At 70.6% G+C, this 15,551-nt stretch carries 11 protein-coding genes and 1 pseudogene; 9 read left to right on the top strand and 3 right to left on the bottom strand.

What is annotated here, in order from left to right; genetic code table 11:
- Positions 1–113 precede the first annotated feature (113 nt).
- From ACWD02_RS09190 to moeZ, 3 genes are all read left to right on the top strand, one after another.
- Positions 114–1,067: an NAD-dependent epimerase/dehydratase family protein gene (locus ACWD02_RS09190; protein ID WP_344520507.1), complete on the top strand. Its 954-nt coding sequence runs from the start codon at positions 114–116 to the stop codon at positions 1,065–1,067.
- On the top strand, positions 1,055–1,804 hold the full coding sequence (locus tag ACWD02_RS09185; protein ID WP_451206497.1) for a spherulation-specific family 4 protein: 750 nt from the start codon (positions 1,055–1,057) through the stop codon (positions 1,802–1,804). Before ACWD02_RS09190 ends, ACWD02_RS09185 begins: the two co-directional genes overlap by 13 nt.
- Positions 1,805–1,867: 63 nt before the next feature.
- Positions 1,868–3,046 (top strand): adenylyltransferase/sulfurtransferase MoeZ, encoded by a 1,179-nt coding sequence (gene moeZ, locus ACWD02_RS09180; RefSeq protein ID WP_451206494.1) that lies wholly within the window; start codon positions 1,868–1,870, stop codon positions 3,044–3,046.
- A gap of 114 nt (positions 3,047–3,160) precedes the next feature.
- Here moeZ and ACWD02_RS09175 read toward each other — a convergent pair whose 3' ends face one another.
- The 3 genes from ACWD02_RS09175 to ACWD02_RS09165 all read right to left on the bottom strand — a co-directional run bounded on the left by ACWD02_RS09175 (position 3,161) and on the right by ACWD02_RS09165 (position 9,400).
- Positions 3,161–4,726 carry an alpha/beta hydrolase gene (locus tag ACWD02_RS09175; protein ID WP_451206492.1) on the bottom strand — a complete coding sequence of 522 codons (1,566 nt, stop codon included), beginning with the start codon at positions 4,724–4,726 and terminating at the stop codon, positions 3,161–3,163.
- A 119-nt stretch (positions 4,727–4,845) separates the two neighbouring features.
- The gene (locus tag ACWD02_RS09170) at positions 4,846–6,396 is read right to left on the bottom strand and encodes an alpha/beta hydrolase (RefSeq protein ID WP_451206489.1); all 1,551 of its coding nucleotides are present in this window, start codon (positions 6,394–6,396) and stop codon (positions 4,846–4,848) included.
- 109 nt (positions 6,397–6,505) lie between these two features.
- Positions 6,506–9,400, bottom strand: a complete 2,895-nt coding sequence (locus ACWD02_RS09165; RefSeq protein ID WP_451206486.1) for a lysylphosphatidylglycerol synthase domain-containing protein — start codon at positions 9,398–9,400, stop codon at positions 6,506–6,508.
- 161 nt (positions 9,401–9,561) lie between these two features.
- Between ACWD02_RS09165 and ACWD02_RS09160 the strand changes: the two genes are divergently transcribed.
- The 6 genes and pseudogenes from ACWD02_RS09160 to ACWD02_RS09135 all read left to right on the top strand — a co-directional run bounded on the left by ACWD02_RS09160 (position 9,562) and on the right by ACWD02_RS09135 (position 15,549).
- Positions 9,562–10,002 (top strand): MGMT family protein, encoded by a 441-nt coding sequence (locus tag ACWD02_RS09160; protein WP_451206483.1) that lies wholly within the window; start codon positions 9,562–9,564, stop codon positions 10,000–10,002.
- Between the two features lie 308 nt (positions 10,003–10,310).
- Positions 10,311–13,667 carry a UvrD-helicase domain-containing protein gene (locus tag ACWD02_RS09155; RefSeq protein ID WP_451206481.1) on the top strand — a complete coding sequence of 1,119 codons (3,357 nt, stop codon included), beginning with the start codon at positions 10,311–10,313 and terminating at the stop codon, positions 13,665–13,667.
- 115 nt (positions 13,668–13,782) lie between these two features.
- A complete protein-coding gene (locus ACWD02_RS09150) occupies positions 13,783–14,484 on the top strand; it encodes a hypothetical protein (protein ID WP_451206478.1) in 702 nt (233 codons plus the stop codon).
- A 12-nt stretch (positions 14,485–14,496) separates the two neighbouring features.
- Positions 14,497–14,848 (top strand): annotated as a pseudogene (locus ACWD02_RS09145) (PD-(D/E)XK nuclease family protein); the annotation flags it as partial.
- Positions 14,849–14,967: 119 nt separating this feature from the next.
- On the top strand, positions 14,968–15,267 hold the full coding sequence (locus ACWD02_RS09140) for a hypothetical protein (protein ID WP_451206475.1): 300 nt from the start codon (positions 14,968–14,970) through the stop codon (positions 15,265–15,267).
- Positions 15,268–15,369: 102 nt separating this feature from the next.
- Positions 15,370–15,549, top strand: a complete 180-nt coding sequence (locus tag ACWD02_RS09135) for a hypothetical protein (RefSeq protein ID WP_451206473.1) — start codon at positions 15,370–15,372, stop codon at positions 15,547–15,549.
- The last annotated feature ends 2 nt before the right edge of the window (positions 15,550–15,551 follow it).

Genomic DNA, 15,551 nt, shown 5'->3' with positions numbered 1-15,551 from the left:
TCTCCCGCGGGGCCGACACCGCGGGCCTTACCCCGTGCACTACGGCAACCCCCTGAAGGAGATCACCAGATGAGGACCCCCAGCATCCGAGAATCCGATCCGGGAGCCGCCCGATGAGGGTGCTGCTGATCGGAGCCAACGGATACCTCGGCCGGTTCGTCGCCGACCGGCTGCTCGCCGACCCGGCGGTGCAGCTCACCGCGCTCGGCCGCGGCGACGACTCGGACGTACGGTTCGACCTCGCGAGCGGCAGCCCCGGCGCGCTCACCCGCTTCCTGGACGCCGTGCACCCGGGCGTCGTGATCAACTGCGCGGGCGCCACCCGTGGCGGCGCCCGGGAGCTGACCCGGCACAACACCGTCGCCGTCGCCACGATCTGCGAGGCCCTGCGCCGCAGCGGATGCGGGGCGCGGCTCGTGCAGCTGGGCTGCGGTGCCGAGTACGGGCCGAGCCAGCCGGGGTCCTCCACCGCCGAGGACGCCGTGCCCAGGCCCGGCGGACCGTACGGCGTCAGCAAGCTCGCGGCCACCGAACTGGTCCTCGGGTCCGGTCTCGACGCGGTCGTCCTGCGGGTGTTCTCGCCCGCCGGGCCCGGCACTCCGGCCGGATCGCCGCTCGGGCGGCTCGCCGAGGCCATGCGGCGGGCCATGCAGGCCGGTGACGGCGAGCTCAAACTCGGGGGGCTCGGCGTCCAGCGGGACTTCATCGACGTACGCGACGTGGCGCGCGCCGTGCACGCCGCCTCGCTCTCCGCCGCCCAGGGGATCGTGAACATCGGGGCGGGCCGGGCGGTGCGGCTGCGTGACGCGGCGGCCGTCCTGGCGCGCGTCGCCGGGTACGGCGGAGCCCTGCACGAGCTCGACCAAGGGGCCCTGCGGCAATCCATCGGGCACCCCCGCGCCGAATCCGACCACGGGAGCCCGGCCGCCTACCCCTATCCCGACGGGTGCGGCAGCTGGCAGCAGGCCGACGTGCGCACCGCGCGCGACCGGCTCGGCTGGCGCCCCCGCATCAACCTCGAGGAGTCACTCGCCGACATCTGGATGGAGGCGGCATGCCGCATCTGACAAGGACCGGCACAGGCACAGCGCACACCGACGTACGGCTCGGATTCGGCATCCCCGGCTTCGCGCACCCTCTCGTCGCACCCACCGAATGGTCCGAACTCACCCGCCCTGGTGCCCCTTTGCACTGGGTCGTCCTGAATGTGAGCAGGGGGCCGGGGGACCGGCCCGACCCGCACTGCCTGGAGGCCGCCGGGCGGCTGCGGAACGCGGGCGTACGTGTTCTCGGTCACCTCGACGTGACGTATGGCGCCCGCGGCTTCGGGGAGCTCATCTCCGACGCGCACCGCTACCTCGACTGGTATCAGGTCGACGGTTTCTCCCTGGACCGCTGTCCCACGGAGCGGGCGGCACTCCCGGAGGTGCGCAGGACGGTCATGACGCTGCGCGCGCTCTGTGACGACGCGCACATCGTCCTGGGGCACGGCACCCACCCCTATCCCGGATACGCCGAATCCGCCGACCAGTTGGTGACGTTCTCCGGCCCCTGGAGCGATTACCGCTGGTCACAGGTGGCCGAGTGGACCGCCGACTATCCGCCCGAGCGCTTCTGCCATTTCGTGCACGGCATGCCACGCGGCCATCTCGACGAGGCGCTGCGCATCGCACGCTGGCAGGGCGCGTCGACGATCTACTTCACCGACCGGGTGGACGGCGGGGGAGGGGACGAGCCCTGGGAGTCGATGCCCGGGTACTGGGACGAAATCGTCTCGCGCATCGGAACGGGTGTCTCGGAATGAAGAGGGGCGTGGCAGTGTTACGGACAGAACAACCGTTTCCACATACCGACCAACGGAGTCTCCGTGTCGCTGCCACCCCTGGTCGAGCCAGCATCTGAGCTCACCGTCGACGAGGTCCGCAGGTACTCCCGCCACCTGATCATCCCCGACGTCGGGATGGACGGGCAGAAGCGGCTGAAGAACGCCAAGGTGCTCTGTGTCGGCGCCGGCGGCCTCGGGTCACCGGCGCTGATGTACCTCGCCGCGGCGGGCGTCGGCACGCTCGGCATCGTGGAGTTCGACGAGGTCGACGAGTCGAACCTGCAGCGCCAGATCATCCACAGCCAGGCCGACATCGGCCGCTCGAAGGCGGTGTCGGCGAAGGACTCCGTCCTCGGCATCAACCCGTACGTGAACGTGATCCTCCACGAAGAGCGGCTCGAGGCCGAGAACGTGATGGACATCTTCAGCCAGTACGACCTGATCGTCGACGGCACGGACAACTTCGCCACGCGTTACCTGGTCAACGACGCCTGCGTGCTGCTCAACAAGCCGTACGTATGGGGTTCGATCTACCGCTTCGACGGCCAGGCGTCCGTCTTCTGGAGCGAGCACGGCCCGTGCTACCGCTGCCTCTACCCGGAGCCCCCGCCCCCCGGCATGGTCCCGTCCTGCGCCGAGGGCGGCGTGCTCGGCGTGCTCTGCGCGTCGATCGGTTCCATCCAGGTCACCGAGGCGATCAAGGTCCTGGCCGGCGTGGGCGACCCGCTGGTCGGCCGCCTGATGATCTACGACGCCCTGGAGATGCAGTACCGCCAGGTCAAGGTCCGCAAGGACCCCGACTGCGCGGTCTGCGGCCCGAACGCCACCGTCACCGAGCTCATCGACTACGAGGCCTTCTGCGGCGTCGTGTCCGATGAGGCCCAGGAGGCGGCGCTCGGCGCGACGATCACTCCCAAGCAGCTCAAGGAGTGGATCGACGCGGACGAGAAGATCGAGATCATCGACGTGCGCGAGCAGAACGAGTACGAGATCGTCTCGATCCCCGGCGCCAAGCTGATCCCCAAGAACGAGTTCCTCATGGGCACCGCCCTGGAGAGCCTGCCGCAGGACAAGAAGATCGTCCTGCACTGCAAGACGGGTGTCCGGTCCGCGGAGGTCCTCGCCGTGCTGAAGTCCGCCGGCTTCAGCGACGCGGTGCACGTGGGCGGCGGCGTGATCGGCTGGGTCAACCAGATCGAGCCGGAGAAGCCGGTCTACTAGGCGCAGCGCCTGAAGGGACTGCGAGAGGGCCCGCACCTTTTGGTGCGGGCCCTCTCTGCTTGAACGGCTCACTCAGTTGCTTGAACCGCTCGCTCAGTTGCTTGAACCGCTCGCTCAGTTCTCGCAGATCTTGCCGTTCTTCGGGGCCTTGCCGTTCAGGAGGTAGGCGTTGACCGTGCTGTCCACGCAGTCGCTCCCCATGCCGTACGCCCCGTGCCCCTCGCCCTTCCAGGTCAGCTCGACGCCGACACCCCGGCCCAGCTCGTCCGCCATCTTGCGGGCGCCTTCGTAGGGCGTCGCCGGGTCTCCGGTGTTGCCGACGACCAGGACCGGCGCCGCGCCGGGGGCGCTCACGTCGGGGGAGTCGTGCAGCCCGGCCACCGGCCACTTGTGGCACCAGCCGGCCGTGTCCCAGCCCATGAACTCGCCGAAGACGGGCGATATCTCGCGGAAGTCGGCCAGCTGCGCCTTCGCCTGCGCGGGCGTCGTCCGCGCCTTGGCGTCGCGGCAGGCGATCGAGCGCTGCGAGTGGCTCTGTGTGCTGTAACGCCCGGAGCCGTCCCGTTCGTTGTAGGCGTCGGCCAGTTGCAGCAGGGCCGAGCCGTCGCCCTTCTCGGCCTGCTCGAGGCCGCGGGTCAGGGCGGGCCAGCTCTGCTGGCTGTAGAGGGTGACCGTGATGCCGGTGAGGGCCAGGGACTGGGTCAGCTTGCGGTCGCCGGATCCGGGCAGCGGCTCGGCGTCGAGGCGCTTGAGGAGGCGCACTATCTTCTGCGAGCCGTCCTCGGGGTCCTGGCCCGAGGACTTCAGGTAGTTCTCCAGGGCGCGCTGGAAGCCCCGCGCCTGGTTCTTGGCGTGGCCCACGGAGTCCGCGGTCGGGTCGACGACGGCGTCCAGGGTGAGCCGTCCGACCTTCTTGGGGAACAAGTGGGCGTACGTGCCACCGAGTTCGGTGCCGTACGAGATGCCCATGTAGTGCAGCTTCTCGTCGCCGAGGACCTGGCGCATCACGTCCATGTCCCGGGCGGCCTCGACCGTCGAGACATGGCCGAGGAGCTTGTCCGAGTCGTCGGCGCACCCCGCGCCGAAGTCGGCCGCGTCCTTGAAGTACGCGGCTTCCTCGGCCGGGGTGTCCGGGGTGAGGTCGACGGCCTCCGCGGCCTCCGTCTCCTTGTCGCTGCGACAGCGGATGCCCTCGCTGCCCGCGACGCCGCGCGGGTCGAAGCTCACCAGGTCGTAGCGCTCGCGGAGCTTGTCGTACATGTCCGCGAACGACGGCAGCATGGAGACACCGGAGCCGCCGGGTCCGCCGAAGTTGAACAGGAGCGAGCCGATGCGCTTGCCCTCGCCGGTGGACCTGGCCCGGATCAGCGCGACGTCGATCGTCTCGCCGTCCGGCTTCGCGTAGTCCAGGGGGACCTTGAGGGTCGAGCACTGCCACTCGGAGCCGGGGGCGGGGTCGCCGCCGGTCGCCTTGCAGCCGCCCCAGTCGAGCTTCTGGGTGGTGAGCGAGGCGGGCAGGGTGGAGGAGGGGTCGGGCCTCGGTGACTGCTCGGGTCCGGTCGGGGCGGGCTTGGCGTCGTCCTTGCCCCCGTCCCCGTCGGAGCCACCGCAGCCGACGGCGAGCCCCGCCACCAGAACCCCTGCGGCGGCCAGGGCTGCTGACCGTACGAAACGCGGCATGGAGCGCTTCCCCCCTCGGAAGACAATCAGTCCATAGTAGGCGGGGCCGCTGACAACGCCTTTGGCGGGCCGGGCGGCCTCCGCCCCGTCACGAGCCCCGTCTCACGAGCCCTGCCCCGTCACGAGCAGACCGTGCCCTTCTTCGGCACCGTGCCGTCCAGCAGATAGCCGTTCACCGCGTCGCGCACACACTTGTTCTTGCTGTCGTACGCCCCGTGCCCCTGGCCCTTGTACGTCAGCTCGACGCCGACGCCCTCGCCAAGGGCGTCCGCCATCTTCTTCGCGCCCTCGTACGGAGTGGCCGGGTCGCCCGTGTTGCCGATGACGACGATGGGCGGCGCGTCCTGCGCGCTGACGTCCGGGTGCTCGGCGGCTCCGTCCACCGCCCAGTCGGTGCAGCCGACCATGCCCCACGCCAGATAGTCGCCGAACAGCGGCGACGCCGCACGGAACCCGGGGAGCTTCTGCTCGACGTACTCCGGGGTGTAGCGCTCCTTGTCGTCCGCGCAGTTGATGGAGACGTTGGCGGCCTGGATGTTGCTGTACGTACCGTCCTGGTTGCGGCCGTTCATGGCGTCGGAGAGCGTCATGAGGATCTTCCCGTCACCGTCGTACGCCTCGTCCAGGCCCTCGGTGAGATACGGCCAGAAGTCCTTGGAGTACAGCGCCTGCGCGATGCCGTTCGTGGCGGCGGTCTGGGTCAGTTCGCGCGGCGCGACGGCGGGCAGAGGCTTGGCGTCCAGGTCCTTGAGGAGCTTGCCGATCTTGTCCTTGACGTCCTTCTCGGTGTCGCCGACGGGGCAGTCCGCGACCTTCGACGTGCAGTCCTTTGCGTAGTTGTCGAGCGCGAGCTGGAAGCCCTCGGCCTGGCCGAGCGAACCCTGCTCCGCCGTCTCGGTGGGGTCGACGACCGCGTCGAAGACGGCACGGCCCACCTTCTTGGGGAACAAGTGTGCGTAGACGCCGCCGAGTTCGGTGCCGTACGAGATGCCGAAGTAGTGCAGCTTGTCGTCGCCGAGCACCTGGCGCATCAGGTCCATGTCGCGGGCCGCGTCGGTGGTACGTACGTGGGGGAGCACCTCGCCGGAGTTCTTCTCGCAGGCTCCGTTGAAGCCCTTCACGTTCTCGACGAGCTTCTTCTGCTCGGCGTCGTCGTCGGGCGTGGAGTCCTGCTGAAAGTACGCGTCGAGCTGTTTGTCGTCCTCGCACCGCACGCCCGCGCTGCGGCCGACGCCGCGCGGGTCGAAGCTGACCAGGTCGTAGCGGGTGCGCAGCTTGGCGTAGTCCTCACCGAAGGCGGGCAGCGTGGTGACGCCCGAGCCGCCGGGGCCGCCGAAGTTGAAGACGAGCGAGCCGATCCGCCGGTCCTTCTCGCCGCTCGCCGCGGCGCGGATCAGGGCGATGTCGAGGGTGTCGCCCTTGGGCTTGTCCCAGTCGAGGGGGGCCTTCATGGTGGCGCACTGCCATGCGGCGCCGCCGGGCAGCGGTGACGGTGCCTCGCCGCCGCCCTCGGACGCGGCGGGCGCGGGGCAGTCCTTCCAGCTGAGCTCCTGGGCCGACAGATTCTCGTCCTCGGAGTCCTTGTCCTTGGAGTCGTCTGTGCCACAGGCCGCGAGGGTCGCGGACAGCAGGACGACAGTGGCGGCGGCACGCGCCTTGTGGTTGGGCATGCTCCCCATCCTGCGGGGGGCGTGAACGGGGCGCACGGCTGGCTCGGCCTTCCGTGAACAGGCCTCCTTCTCTTGAAGAAGGCCTCTCCTTCTAAAGAAGGCCCTTCCTTTAAAGAAGGCCCTTCCTTGTCAGGTGGTTGAAGAACAGCCACCCGGGCAGCACCGGCAGCCACAGGGTGAGGAGGCGGAACAGGAGCACGGCGGGCGCCGCTACATCCTTGGGCACGCCCACCGCGATCAGGCCGAAGGTGAGCGTCGCCTCGACCGCTCCGACACCGCCGGGCGTGGGCGCCGCGGAGCCGAGCGCGTTTCCGGCGAGGAAGACCACGGCGACGCTGGCCAGGGTCAGCGGCTTCATCTCCGTGGTGCTGAAGGCGCGTACCGAGGCGTCGAGGCAGAGCACGAACATGAGCGTCAGGAGCAGCATGCCGCCGATGCCGGTGAGCAGCTTCTGCGGGCGCTGCAGCACGTCGAGCATGCGCGGCACGACGCCCGCGAACAGCGAGCGCACGCGCGTGACGACGAACTTCCGCAGGAACGGGATCGCGGTCACCACGAGCACGAGCACCGCGACCGACAGGAGACCGGCGATGACGGTCCGGGACGGTGACAGGGAAGGCGTCTTCTCCGTACCGGTCACATAACCGAAGATCATCAGCAGCATGATGTGGGAGCCGAGCCCGAAGAGCTGCGAGGCGCCGACGCTCGCCACCGCGAGGCCGGAGCGCACCCCGGAGCGTTGCAGGAAGCGCGTGTTGAGCGCGACGCCACCCACCGCGGCGGGTGCCACGATCTTCACGAACGACCCGGCGACCTGCGCCTGCACGGCCCGCAGGAACGGCACGCGCTCCGGCACGAAGCCGAGCAGGCTCATCGCCGCCGCGAAGTAGCTCAGCGCCGAGCACGCCACGGCCACGGCGACCCAGCCCCACTCGGCCTCGCCGACGATCGTGTTGAAGTCGACGTGGGTGAGCTGCGAGAGCAGGAAGTACGCGCCGATGGCACCGGCGATGAAGCTGATGAGCGTGCGCGGCCTGATCCGCTCCAGCTGGGCGGGCTCGACGGGCGCCTGCGGCCGGATCAGCAGCACCTGGTGGCGGATCTGTGTGAGCAGGTCCTCCTCGCGGGCCTGGTCGAGCGCGACGTCTATGGCCTGCTTCTCGGCCTGCTTCTCCGCGCGCACGGTCTTGCGGTCGGGGCCCTTGGCGCCCCCCTCGGCGCTCTCAAGGGCTTCCGCGGCCGCGTCGGCGTTCGCCTCCGCCGCGCGGGCCAGCTTGTCCTGGCGGGAGGCCTCGAGGACCGCCTCGCGCTCGCGCTGGGACCTCTCCCTGGCCAGCTTGCGCAGGGTTCCGCGGGTCGAGCGGGTCAGCGCGATCGGCTGGAGCAGCGGCAGGCAGTCGGCGACCGAGTCGGGGCCGAGCACGTCGACCGCGGTCGCGACCGCGCGTTCGGCGCCCACGCGAAGGCCGAAGGCGGTCAGGAGCTGGGCGATGTCCATCCGCAGGACGAGGTCGCCCGCGGCGATCTCACCGCCCCTGAGGTCGGTCAGGATCACCGTGCCGGAACGATCCACCAAAATCGCGTCGCCGGCGAGCCTGCGGTGCGCGATCCGCCGTGACTGGAGCGCCTGCACCTGCCGCCAGGTGTCGCACAGCAGTTCATCGGTGATGACGTCGTCCGGCAGGGAGTCCAGGGTGCGGCCGCCCGTGTGCTCGTAGACGAGGATCACCGCGTCGGGGCCGAGCTCGGAGGTGGCGATCAGCTTGGGGGCGTTGGCCCCGGCGGCGATCGCCGCGTACGCGAGGAGGGCCTCCTGCTCCAGGGCCTGGCGCAGCGACTGGAGGCTGCGGCGCTGGGTGATGCCGCGCAGCGTCAGCCTGCGCCACACGCGGTAGAAGAAGCCCTGCGCCTGTTGCTCGCGGTCGATGACCGTGACGTCAAGGGGAGGGCCGTCCTCAAGAGTGACGAAGTAGCGGCGGCCCCGGTCGCCGTGCTCGCTGTCGGGGGAATCCTCGCGGGCGGCGCTCACCGGGTGGAAGCCGACGTGCCGCAGGCCGGCGAGCAGCGTCTGGCCGGTGGGCCGCACGTTCGGCGAGCCGACCGCGTACAGCGTGCCGTAGGCCACGCTCCAGCCGAGGAGGACGGTCAGGATGATCGAGAACGGCGTGGTGTAGCCGGTGACCAGCATGGTGAAGGCGTCGAGCAGCAGCACCACCCACAGGACCACACGCCAGCGGGGTCTGCGGGACATTCCCACGGCTGTCATGTACGCGATGACAGGGGCCAGATAGCCGTGTACGGGATCGGTGAGCGCGTGCAGATCACCGGGGGACGGCCGGGTCAGCGCCTCCTGGATGGAACCCGGTGCGGCCTTGGCGACCCAGAGGTCGGTGGCCAGCGTGACGCCGTGCGCCAGGACGGCCGCGAGAACGCCGTCGGCGATGCGCAGGCCGTCCCGTTTGACCAGCCGCTCGATGGCGAAGGCGACCGGTACGAGCAGGACGCCGATGCTCGCGGTGAGACCCGCGAACTTGATCAAGAGGTCGGGCGCCTGGTCCGTGCCCTTGTCGATGTCCTGGGCGAGACCCGATGTCGTGCCGTGCGCGAACGCGGCGATGGCGAGGACGACGGCGATCCCGAGGATGCCGACGAGCAGCCGCATCAGGTCGGAGGGGCGGTGCACGCGCGCGGCGAGCAGCGGTTCGTCACCGGCCACGCGGTCGGTGTGGGCTCCCTCGTCGTCCGTGCAGTCATCGGGCACGAAGGCGTCGTGGATGTCCTGCCCGGCTCCGGAGGGCCCGGCTTCGGGCAACCCGGCTTCGGACGGCCCGGCCCCGGCCCCGGCCTCGGCGGACCCGCCGGGCCCGCCGGACTTCTCGAACTTCTCGTGCTTCTTCAGGGAGTGCCCACCGGTGTCCGGGTGCGCCTCGGCCGCAGGGGTGCCCGCCGTCTCATCGGGGTGCACATCCTGCTGCTCCGTCGCCTCTTCTTGATCTCGTATCACCAGTCACCGCCCGCACGATGGTGGCATGTCCCACCGACAGAGGGGGGCATCAGGGTGCAATGCGGGGGCGCAAAGTGTTCACCGAGCTCCAGTTTGTCTCGTACCGCACACTCTGTCGCGGGCCGCTCACTGTGTCGGTGGGGTACGGCAGGATGGACCGGATGAGCGAGGAGAGCGGACCGGAGCAAGGGCTTCCGGAGTACCCGGAGTACGCGGAGCGGGTCCTCGAGGTCGCGGAGCTGATCCCTCCGGGGCGGGTCATGACGTACGGGGACGTCGCCGAATGGCTGGAGGAGGGCGGCCCCCGGCAGGTCGGCCGGGTGATGGCGCTCTACGGAGGGGCGGTTCCGTGGTGGCGCGTGGTGCGCTCGGACGGCGTGCTCCTGCCCGGCCACGAACTGCGCGCGATCGGCCACTACCGCGCGGAGGGCACGCCGCTGCGGGAGGCGAGCCGTGCGGCCCAGGGCCACGTCCCGCGCCTCGACATGCGGCGGGCGCGCTGGGACGGCGCCGGTCCGCACGGGGGCGACAGGGCGGCGGGCGACGACGCGGCGGGCAGCGGCGAGGCCGCTCACCCGCGGGCTCCGGAGGCTCACACCTGACAGCTTCGGCCATCCCGCGGCGTCGCGGGGGACCGGTGGCCCGTACGGGGGAAGCCCCCCGCCCCGCACGCCCGCTGGCGTAGCGTCGACAGCACGCATTTCTCTCACCCCGCAGCCATCGCGCAGCCGTTTTTCACCACGTACACCCACCAGGACCGGCGACCCACGTGAGCTCCACTTCTTCCGCCCGGCACACCCGGCACCCGTCGCACCTCCAGGCGCGACAGGGGACCCAGGGTGCCTATCGGCTGGTGCGTACCCCGCCGGTCCGCGTGGACCCCCCTCGTCTTGACGCACGGCAGCGTGCGGTGGTTGACCACCCCGGAGGGCCGCTGCTCGTCCTGGCGGGGCCCGGCACGGGCAAGACGACGACGCTCGTGGAATCCGTCGCCGCGCGGATCGCCAAGGGCACGGAGCCGGAGCGGGTCCTGGTCCTCACGTTCAGCCGCAAGGCCGCGGTGGAACTGCGCGACCGCATGGCGCTGCGCATAGGAGCGGCCAACGCTCCGCAGGCGACGACCTTCCACTCCTTCTGTTACGCCCTCATCCGCGCCCACCAGGACGCGGACCTGTTCGTCGAGCCCCTGCGCCTCCTCTCCGGTCCCGAGCAGGACGTGGCCGTACGCGAGCTCCTCGCGGGCCAGATCGACCTGGCGGGCGAGGGGCGCTCCCACGTCCGCTGGCCGGACGAGCTGCGCGCCTGCCTGACGACGCGGGGCTTCGCCGACGAGGTGCGCGCGGTGCTTGCCCGGAGCCGTGAACTGGGCCTCGGGCCCGATGCCCTGGATGCCTTCGCCCGGCGTGCGGGGCGCCCGGACTGGGGTGCGGCGGCGGCGTTCCTCGCGGAGTACCTGGACGTACTCGACATGCAAGGAGTGCTCGACTACGCGGAACTGGTGCACCGCGCGGTGCTGCTCGCGCGGCGGCCCGAGGTCGCGCGGGCGCTCGGCGCGCAGTACGACGCGGTGTTCGTGGACGAGTACCAGGACACGGACCCGGCGCAGGTGCGGCTGCTGCACGCCCTTGCCGGGGGCGGGCGATCCCTCGTCGCGTTCGGCGACCCGGACCAGTCGATCTACACCTTCCGGGGCGCCGACGTGAACGGCATCCTGGAGTTCCCCGACCGCTTCCCGCGCGCGGACGGCACCGCGGCGCCGGTGGAGGTCCTGACGACCTCGCGCAGGTCGGGCGCCGGCCTCCTGGAGGCCACCCGTCTGCTCACCCGCCGCATGCCGCTCACCAGGCTGCCCGCGGACAAGGTGCGGGCCCACCGGGAGCTGGCCGCGGTCAGGGAGGGCGGCCGCGTGGAGACGTACACCTACCCGACGGCGGGCGCCGAACTCGACAACATCGCGGACATCCTGCGCCGCGCGCACCTGGAGGACGGTGTTCCGTGGGGTGAGATGGCCGTCCTGGTCCGCGCGGGAGCCCACACGATCCCCGCGGTCCGCCGCAGCCTCACCGCGGCCGGCGTCCCCCTGGACATCGACGGCGACGACATCGCCCTGCGCCACGAACCGGCGGTCACGCCCCTGCTCACAGCACTGCGGGCGGTGGCTACGGCGGTGGTGGCTCAGGGGGTGCCTGGGGCTCAGGGGGCGCCTGCTGGGGTAGAGCTGGAGCTGGAGCTGGAGCTGGGGTCGGAGCCGGAGCCGGAGCCGGGATCGGAGTCAGAGCCGGCGCCTGGGCCTGGGCCTGAGTCGGGGCCTGAGTCGGAGCCGGAGGCCGACGCCGACGCCGACGCAGACGCAGAGCCCAGTAGCGAGCCCGCGCCCGGAGCCGGGGCCTCCGCCTGGCTCGACACCGAGACCGCCCTGACCCTCCTCACATCCCCCCTCGCCGGCATGGACGCCGCCGATCTCCGCCGTCTGGGGCGTGCCCTTCGCGCGGAGGAGCGCGCCGCGGGAAACCACCTTCCGCCGCCCTCCGACGTCCTCCTCGCGCGTGCGCTGGCCGAACCGGAACGGCTCGTCGCCCACGACCCCGCGTACGCACGCGGCGCCCAACGGCTCGGCGCGCTGCTGCGCAAGGCCCGTGAACGTCTCGCGGGCGGCGGCACCGCCGAGGAGGCGCTCTGGGAGCTCTGGGACGGCACCCCGTGGCCGCGCCGCCTGGAACGGACCGCGCGCCGCGGCGGCGCGGCGGGGCGTAACGCGGACCGTGATCTCGACGCGGTCTGCGCCCTGTTCGCGTACGCCTCTCGCGCGGAGGAACGCACCGGAGGGCGCGGCGCCCTCAACTTCCTGGAGGAGACCGAGGCGCAGGACATCGCCGCGGACACCCTCATGCGCAGGGCGGTACGCCCCGACGCCGTACGCCTGATGACGGCGCACCGTTCCAAGGGCCTGGAGTGGCGGCTCGTGGTGGTCGCCGGTGTCCAGGAAGGTCTCTGGCCCGACCTGCGCCGCCGCGGCTCCCTCCTGGAGGCCGACCGCATCGGAAGCGACGGCCTCGCCGAACCCCTCACCCCCGGAGCGCTCCTCTCCGAAGAGCGCCGGTTGTTCTACGTGGCCGCCACGCGCGCGCGTGAACGCCTCGTCGTCACCGCCGTCAAGGCGCCCGCGGACGACGGCGAACAGCCGTCCCGCTTCCTCAGCGAACTCGGCGTCGAACCCAAGGACATAACGGGCCGCCCGCGCCGCCCCCTGTCCGTCTCCGCGCTCGTCGCCGAGCTGCGCTCCACCACCGTCGACCCCCGGGTCTCGGAGCCGCTGCGCGAGGCCGCCGCCCACCGTCTGGCCCGGCTCGCCGCGCTCAGCGACGCCGACGGCCGCCCCCTCGTACCGTCCGCGCACCCGTACCGCTGGTGGGGCATGTACGAGCCGACGGCGAGCGAAGTCCCCCTGCGGGACCGCGACAAGCCCGTCGTGCTCTCCGGGAGCGCCCTGGACCAGCTCGCCAACACTTGCTCCCTGCAGTGGTTCCTGGGCCGCGAGGTGAAGGCGGACGCCCCGGCGACCGCGGCCCAGGGCTTCGGCAACGTGGTGCACGTCCTGGCCGACGAGGTCGCGTCCGGCAGGACACCCGCCGATCTCGCCGTCCTCATGGAGCGCCTCGACTCGGTGTGGGACGCGCTGGCCTTCGACGCCCCCTGGAAGTCGGCGCAGGAGAAGGAGCACGCGCGCGTGGCGCTCGAACGTTTCCTGCAGTGGCATGTGATGGACCGCGGGACCCGTACCCCCGTCAGCAGCGAGCACGACTTCGACGTGACCCTTGAAGCGGGGCCCTACGAGGTACGCGTGCGCGGTTCCATGGACCGCGTCGAACAGGACGCGCAGGGCCGTGCCTACGTAGTGGACTTCAAGACCGGCAAGCAGACGCCGACCGCCGCCGAGGTGGCCCGCCACCCGCAGCTCGCCGTGTACCAGCTCGCCCTGCGCGAAGGCGCGGTCGACGACGCCTTCGAAGGCGTACGTCCGGAGGCGGGCGGCGCGGAACTGGTGCAGCTGCGGCAGGGCGCCGCAAAGAAGGACGGCGGCGAAACCCTCCCCAAGGTGCAGGCCCAGGAGCCGCTCGCCGGGGAGTGGGTGGGCGACCTGCTCGCCACGGCGGCCGGCAAGGTCCTGGACGAACGCTTCTCGCCCACCACGGGCCAGCACTGCACGCACTGCTCCTTCCGCGCCTCGTGCAGCGCGAGGCCGGAGGGCCGGCAGGTCGTGGAGTGACGGCCGGAGGGGGTGCCAGTGGCCAACGTCACTCCGCTGCCCACCGCGCTCATAGCAGCCGCACAGGCCGTCTAAAGTCGCCGCAAAGCTCAACGTCTCTTGAGGAGAAACACACATGGCAGCCAACCGGAAGCTCCTGGCCGCGGCAGTCGCCTGCGCCGCCGCGTTCGTCGGCATCACGGGCTGCTCCAGCGAGGAGAAGGACCCCTTCGAGGGGATGAGCGCCGACAAGATCGCCAAGAAGGCCGCCGACGCCTCCAAGGGGGCGGGCTCCTTCAAGGTCTCGGGCAAGGGCGAGGAGTCGGGCAAGTCGATGCAGGTCGACTTCGCCGTCGCCAAGTCCGGTGACTGCCAGGGCGAGACGGGTTCTTCCGCCACGGGCACCGGCGAGATCCTCGTGTCGGGCAAGGACTCGTACTTCAAGGGTGACGACAAGTTCTGGAAGAGCACCGGCAGCGCCGCCCTGGGCGAGAAGCTGAAGGGCCGCTGGATGAAGTCCCCTCCCGGCCAGGAGAACAAGACCTGCGACAAGGACCAGATGTTCGAGTCCAAGGAGCTCAAGGGCCTCAAGCGTGAGAAGGACGCCGAGGTCGACGGGGAGAAGACGGCTGTCCTCACCAAGAAGGACGGCGGCCAGACCGTCACCTACCACGTCGCTCTGGACGGCAAGCCGTACTTCCTGCAGATCGACAAGAAGGGCGGCGACGACCCCGTCAAGCTGAACTTCGGCGATTACGGCAAGTCCGTCGTCGTCAAGGCTCCGCCGGCCGACCAGGTCGTCGAGCAGGACGACCTGAAGGACCTGATGGGTTCCTGAACCCGCAGGCCCAGGGGGCCCACTGCCGCGGAAATGGCCCGCCACCCACGGCTTGCCGTCTACCAGCTTGCCCTCCGTGAGGGTGCGGTGGACGAGGCCCTTCGACGGTGTATTCCGGAGACGGGCGGCACGGAACTGGTGCAGCTGCGCCAGGGCACCGCCAAGAAGGACGGTGTTCGAGGCCCTCCCCGAGGCGCAGGCCCAGGAGCCGCTCGCGGGGGAGTGAGTGGGCGACCTCCTCGACACGGCGGCCGGCAAGGCCCTCGACGAACGCTTCTCGCCCACCACGGGCCAGCGCTGCACGCACTACGCCTTCCGCGCCTCCTGCAGCGCGCAGCCGGAGGTTCGTCGTGGATTGACATAGGCGACAACTGCCGCGTCAGTGGTCAAGCTCACGCCTACGCAGTCGTTTCCACAGCAACTTCATAGATCATCTACAGTTTTGGATCAATGCAAGCGGCTGGTGAACTGAAGGGGAGCAGTGTGAAAGCGCTGAATGTGAAGCGGCTCTTGGTGGCAGCGAGCATGGTCGCAGGTGTGGTGGCTGTGCCAGTGGCGGCAGCGGCACCCGCGTCCGCAACAGCCTGGGACTGCAGGGCGTGGGTGAAGAACCATGGCTACACGGTTGGCCCGAAGGTGACGAAGGCCTGTGACGCGGCGGCCAAGGGCAAGGGAACGCCGTCGAGCCCGTTTTATGTGGGCAAGTGCAAGGTCGCGCTGATGGCTGCGGGCGTGCGGGAGTCCATAGTTTCGGACGCATGCAGGATGTCGGCCGGGGTGTAGAGGGCGGGAGCCTCGTGCAGCCACCCCAAGTGTCTTGGGAACGCAAGCCTCTTCAGGACACTGCGCTCCCTTAGAGCTCGACACATGGTGGCGTCCTGCGCGATGGCGGTTTTGCTGTGCCGGTTGTGCGTTCGGCAACAGCTCCCGATTCTCCTGAAGGCCGACACCTCGGGCAAGGACGACCCGGGCACGATGAACTTCACCGACTACGGCAAGCCCGTAGTCGTCAAGGCCCCGGCACCCAACGAGGTCATGGACGTGCAGGAGCTCATGGCGTCCTGACG

It is taken from the genome of Streptomyces sp. NPDC002853 (assembly GCF_053591915.1).
The sequence above is the reverse complement of the archived record's forward strand: the minus strand, read 5'-3'. Positions and strand labels throughout refer to the sequence as shown.

Bases quoted from the DNA above. Each gene is read 5' to 3' on its own strand.
- ACWD02_RS09190 (WP_344520507.1), top strand. From the start codon at position 114: ATGAGGGTGCTGCTGATCGGAGCCAACGGATACCTCGGCCGGTTCGTC.
- ACWD02_RS09185 (WP_451206497.1), top strand. From the start codon at position 1,055: ATGCCGCATCTGACAAGGACCGGCACAGGCACAGCGCACACCGACGTA.
- ACWD02_RS09175 (WP_451206492.1), bottom strand. From the start codon at position 4,726: ATGCCGCGTTTCGTACGGTCAGCAGCCCTGGCCGCCGCAGGGGTTCTG.
- ACWD02_RS09170 (WP_451206489.1), bottom strand. From the start codon at position 6,396: ATGCCCAACCACAAGGCGCGTGCCGCCGCCACTGTCGTCCTGCTGTCC.
- ACWD02_RS09160 (WP_451206483.1), top strand. From the start codon at position 9,562: ATGAGCGAGGAGAGCGGACCGGAGCAAGGGCTTCCGGAGTACCCGGAG.
- ACWD02_RS09150 (WP_451206478.1), top strand. From the start codon at position 13,783: ATGGCAGCCAACCGGAAGCTCCTGGCCGCGGCAGTCGCCTGCGCCGCC.
- ACWD02_RS09135 (WP_451206473.1), top strand. From the start codon at position 15,370: ATGGCGGTTTTGCTGTGCCGGTTGTGCGTTCGGCAACAGCTCCCGATT.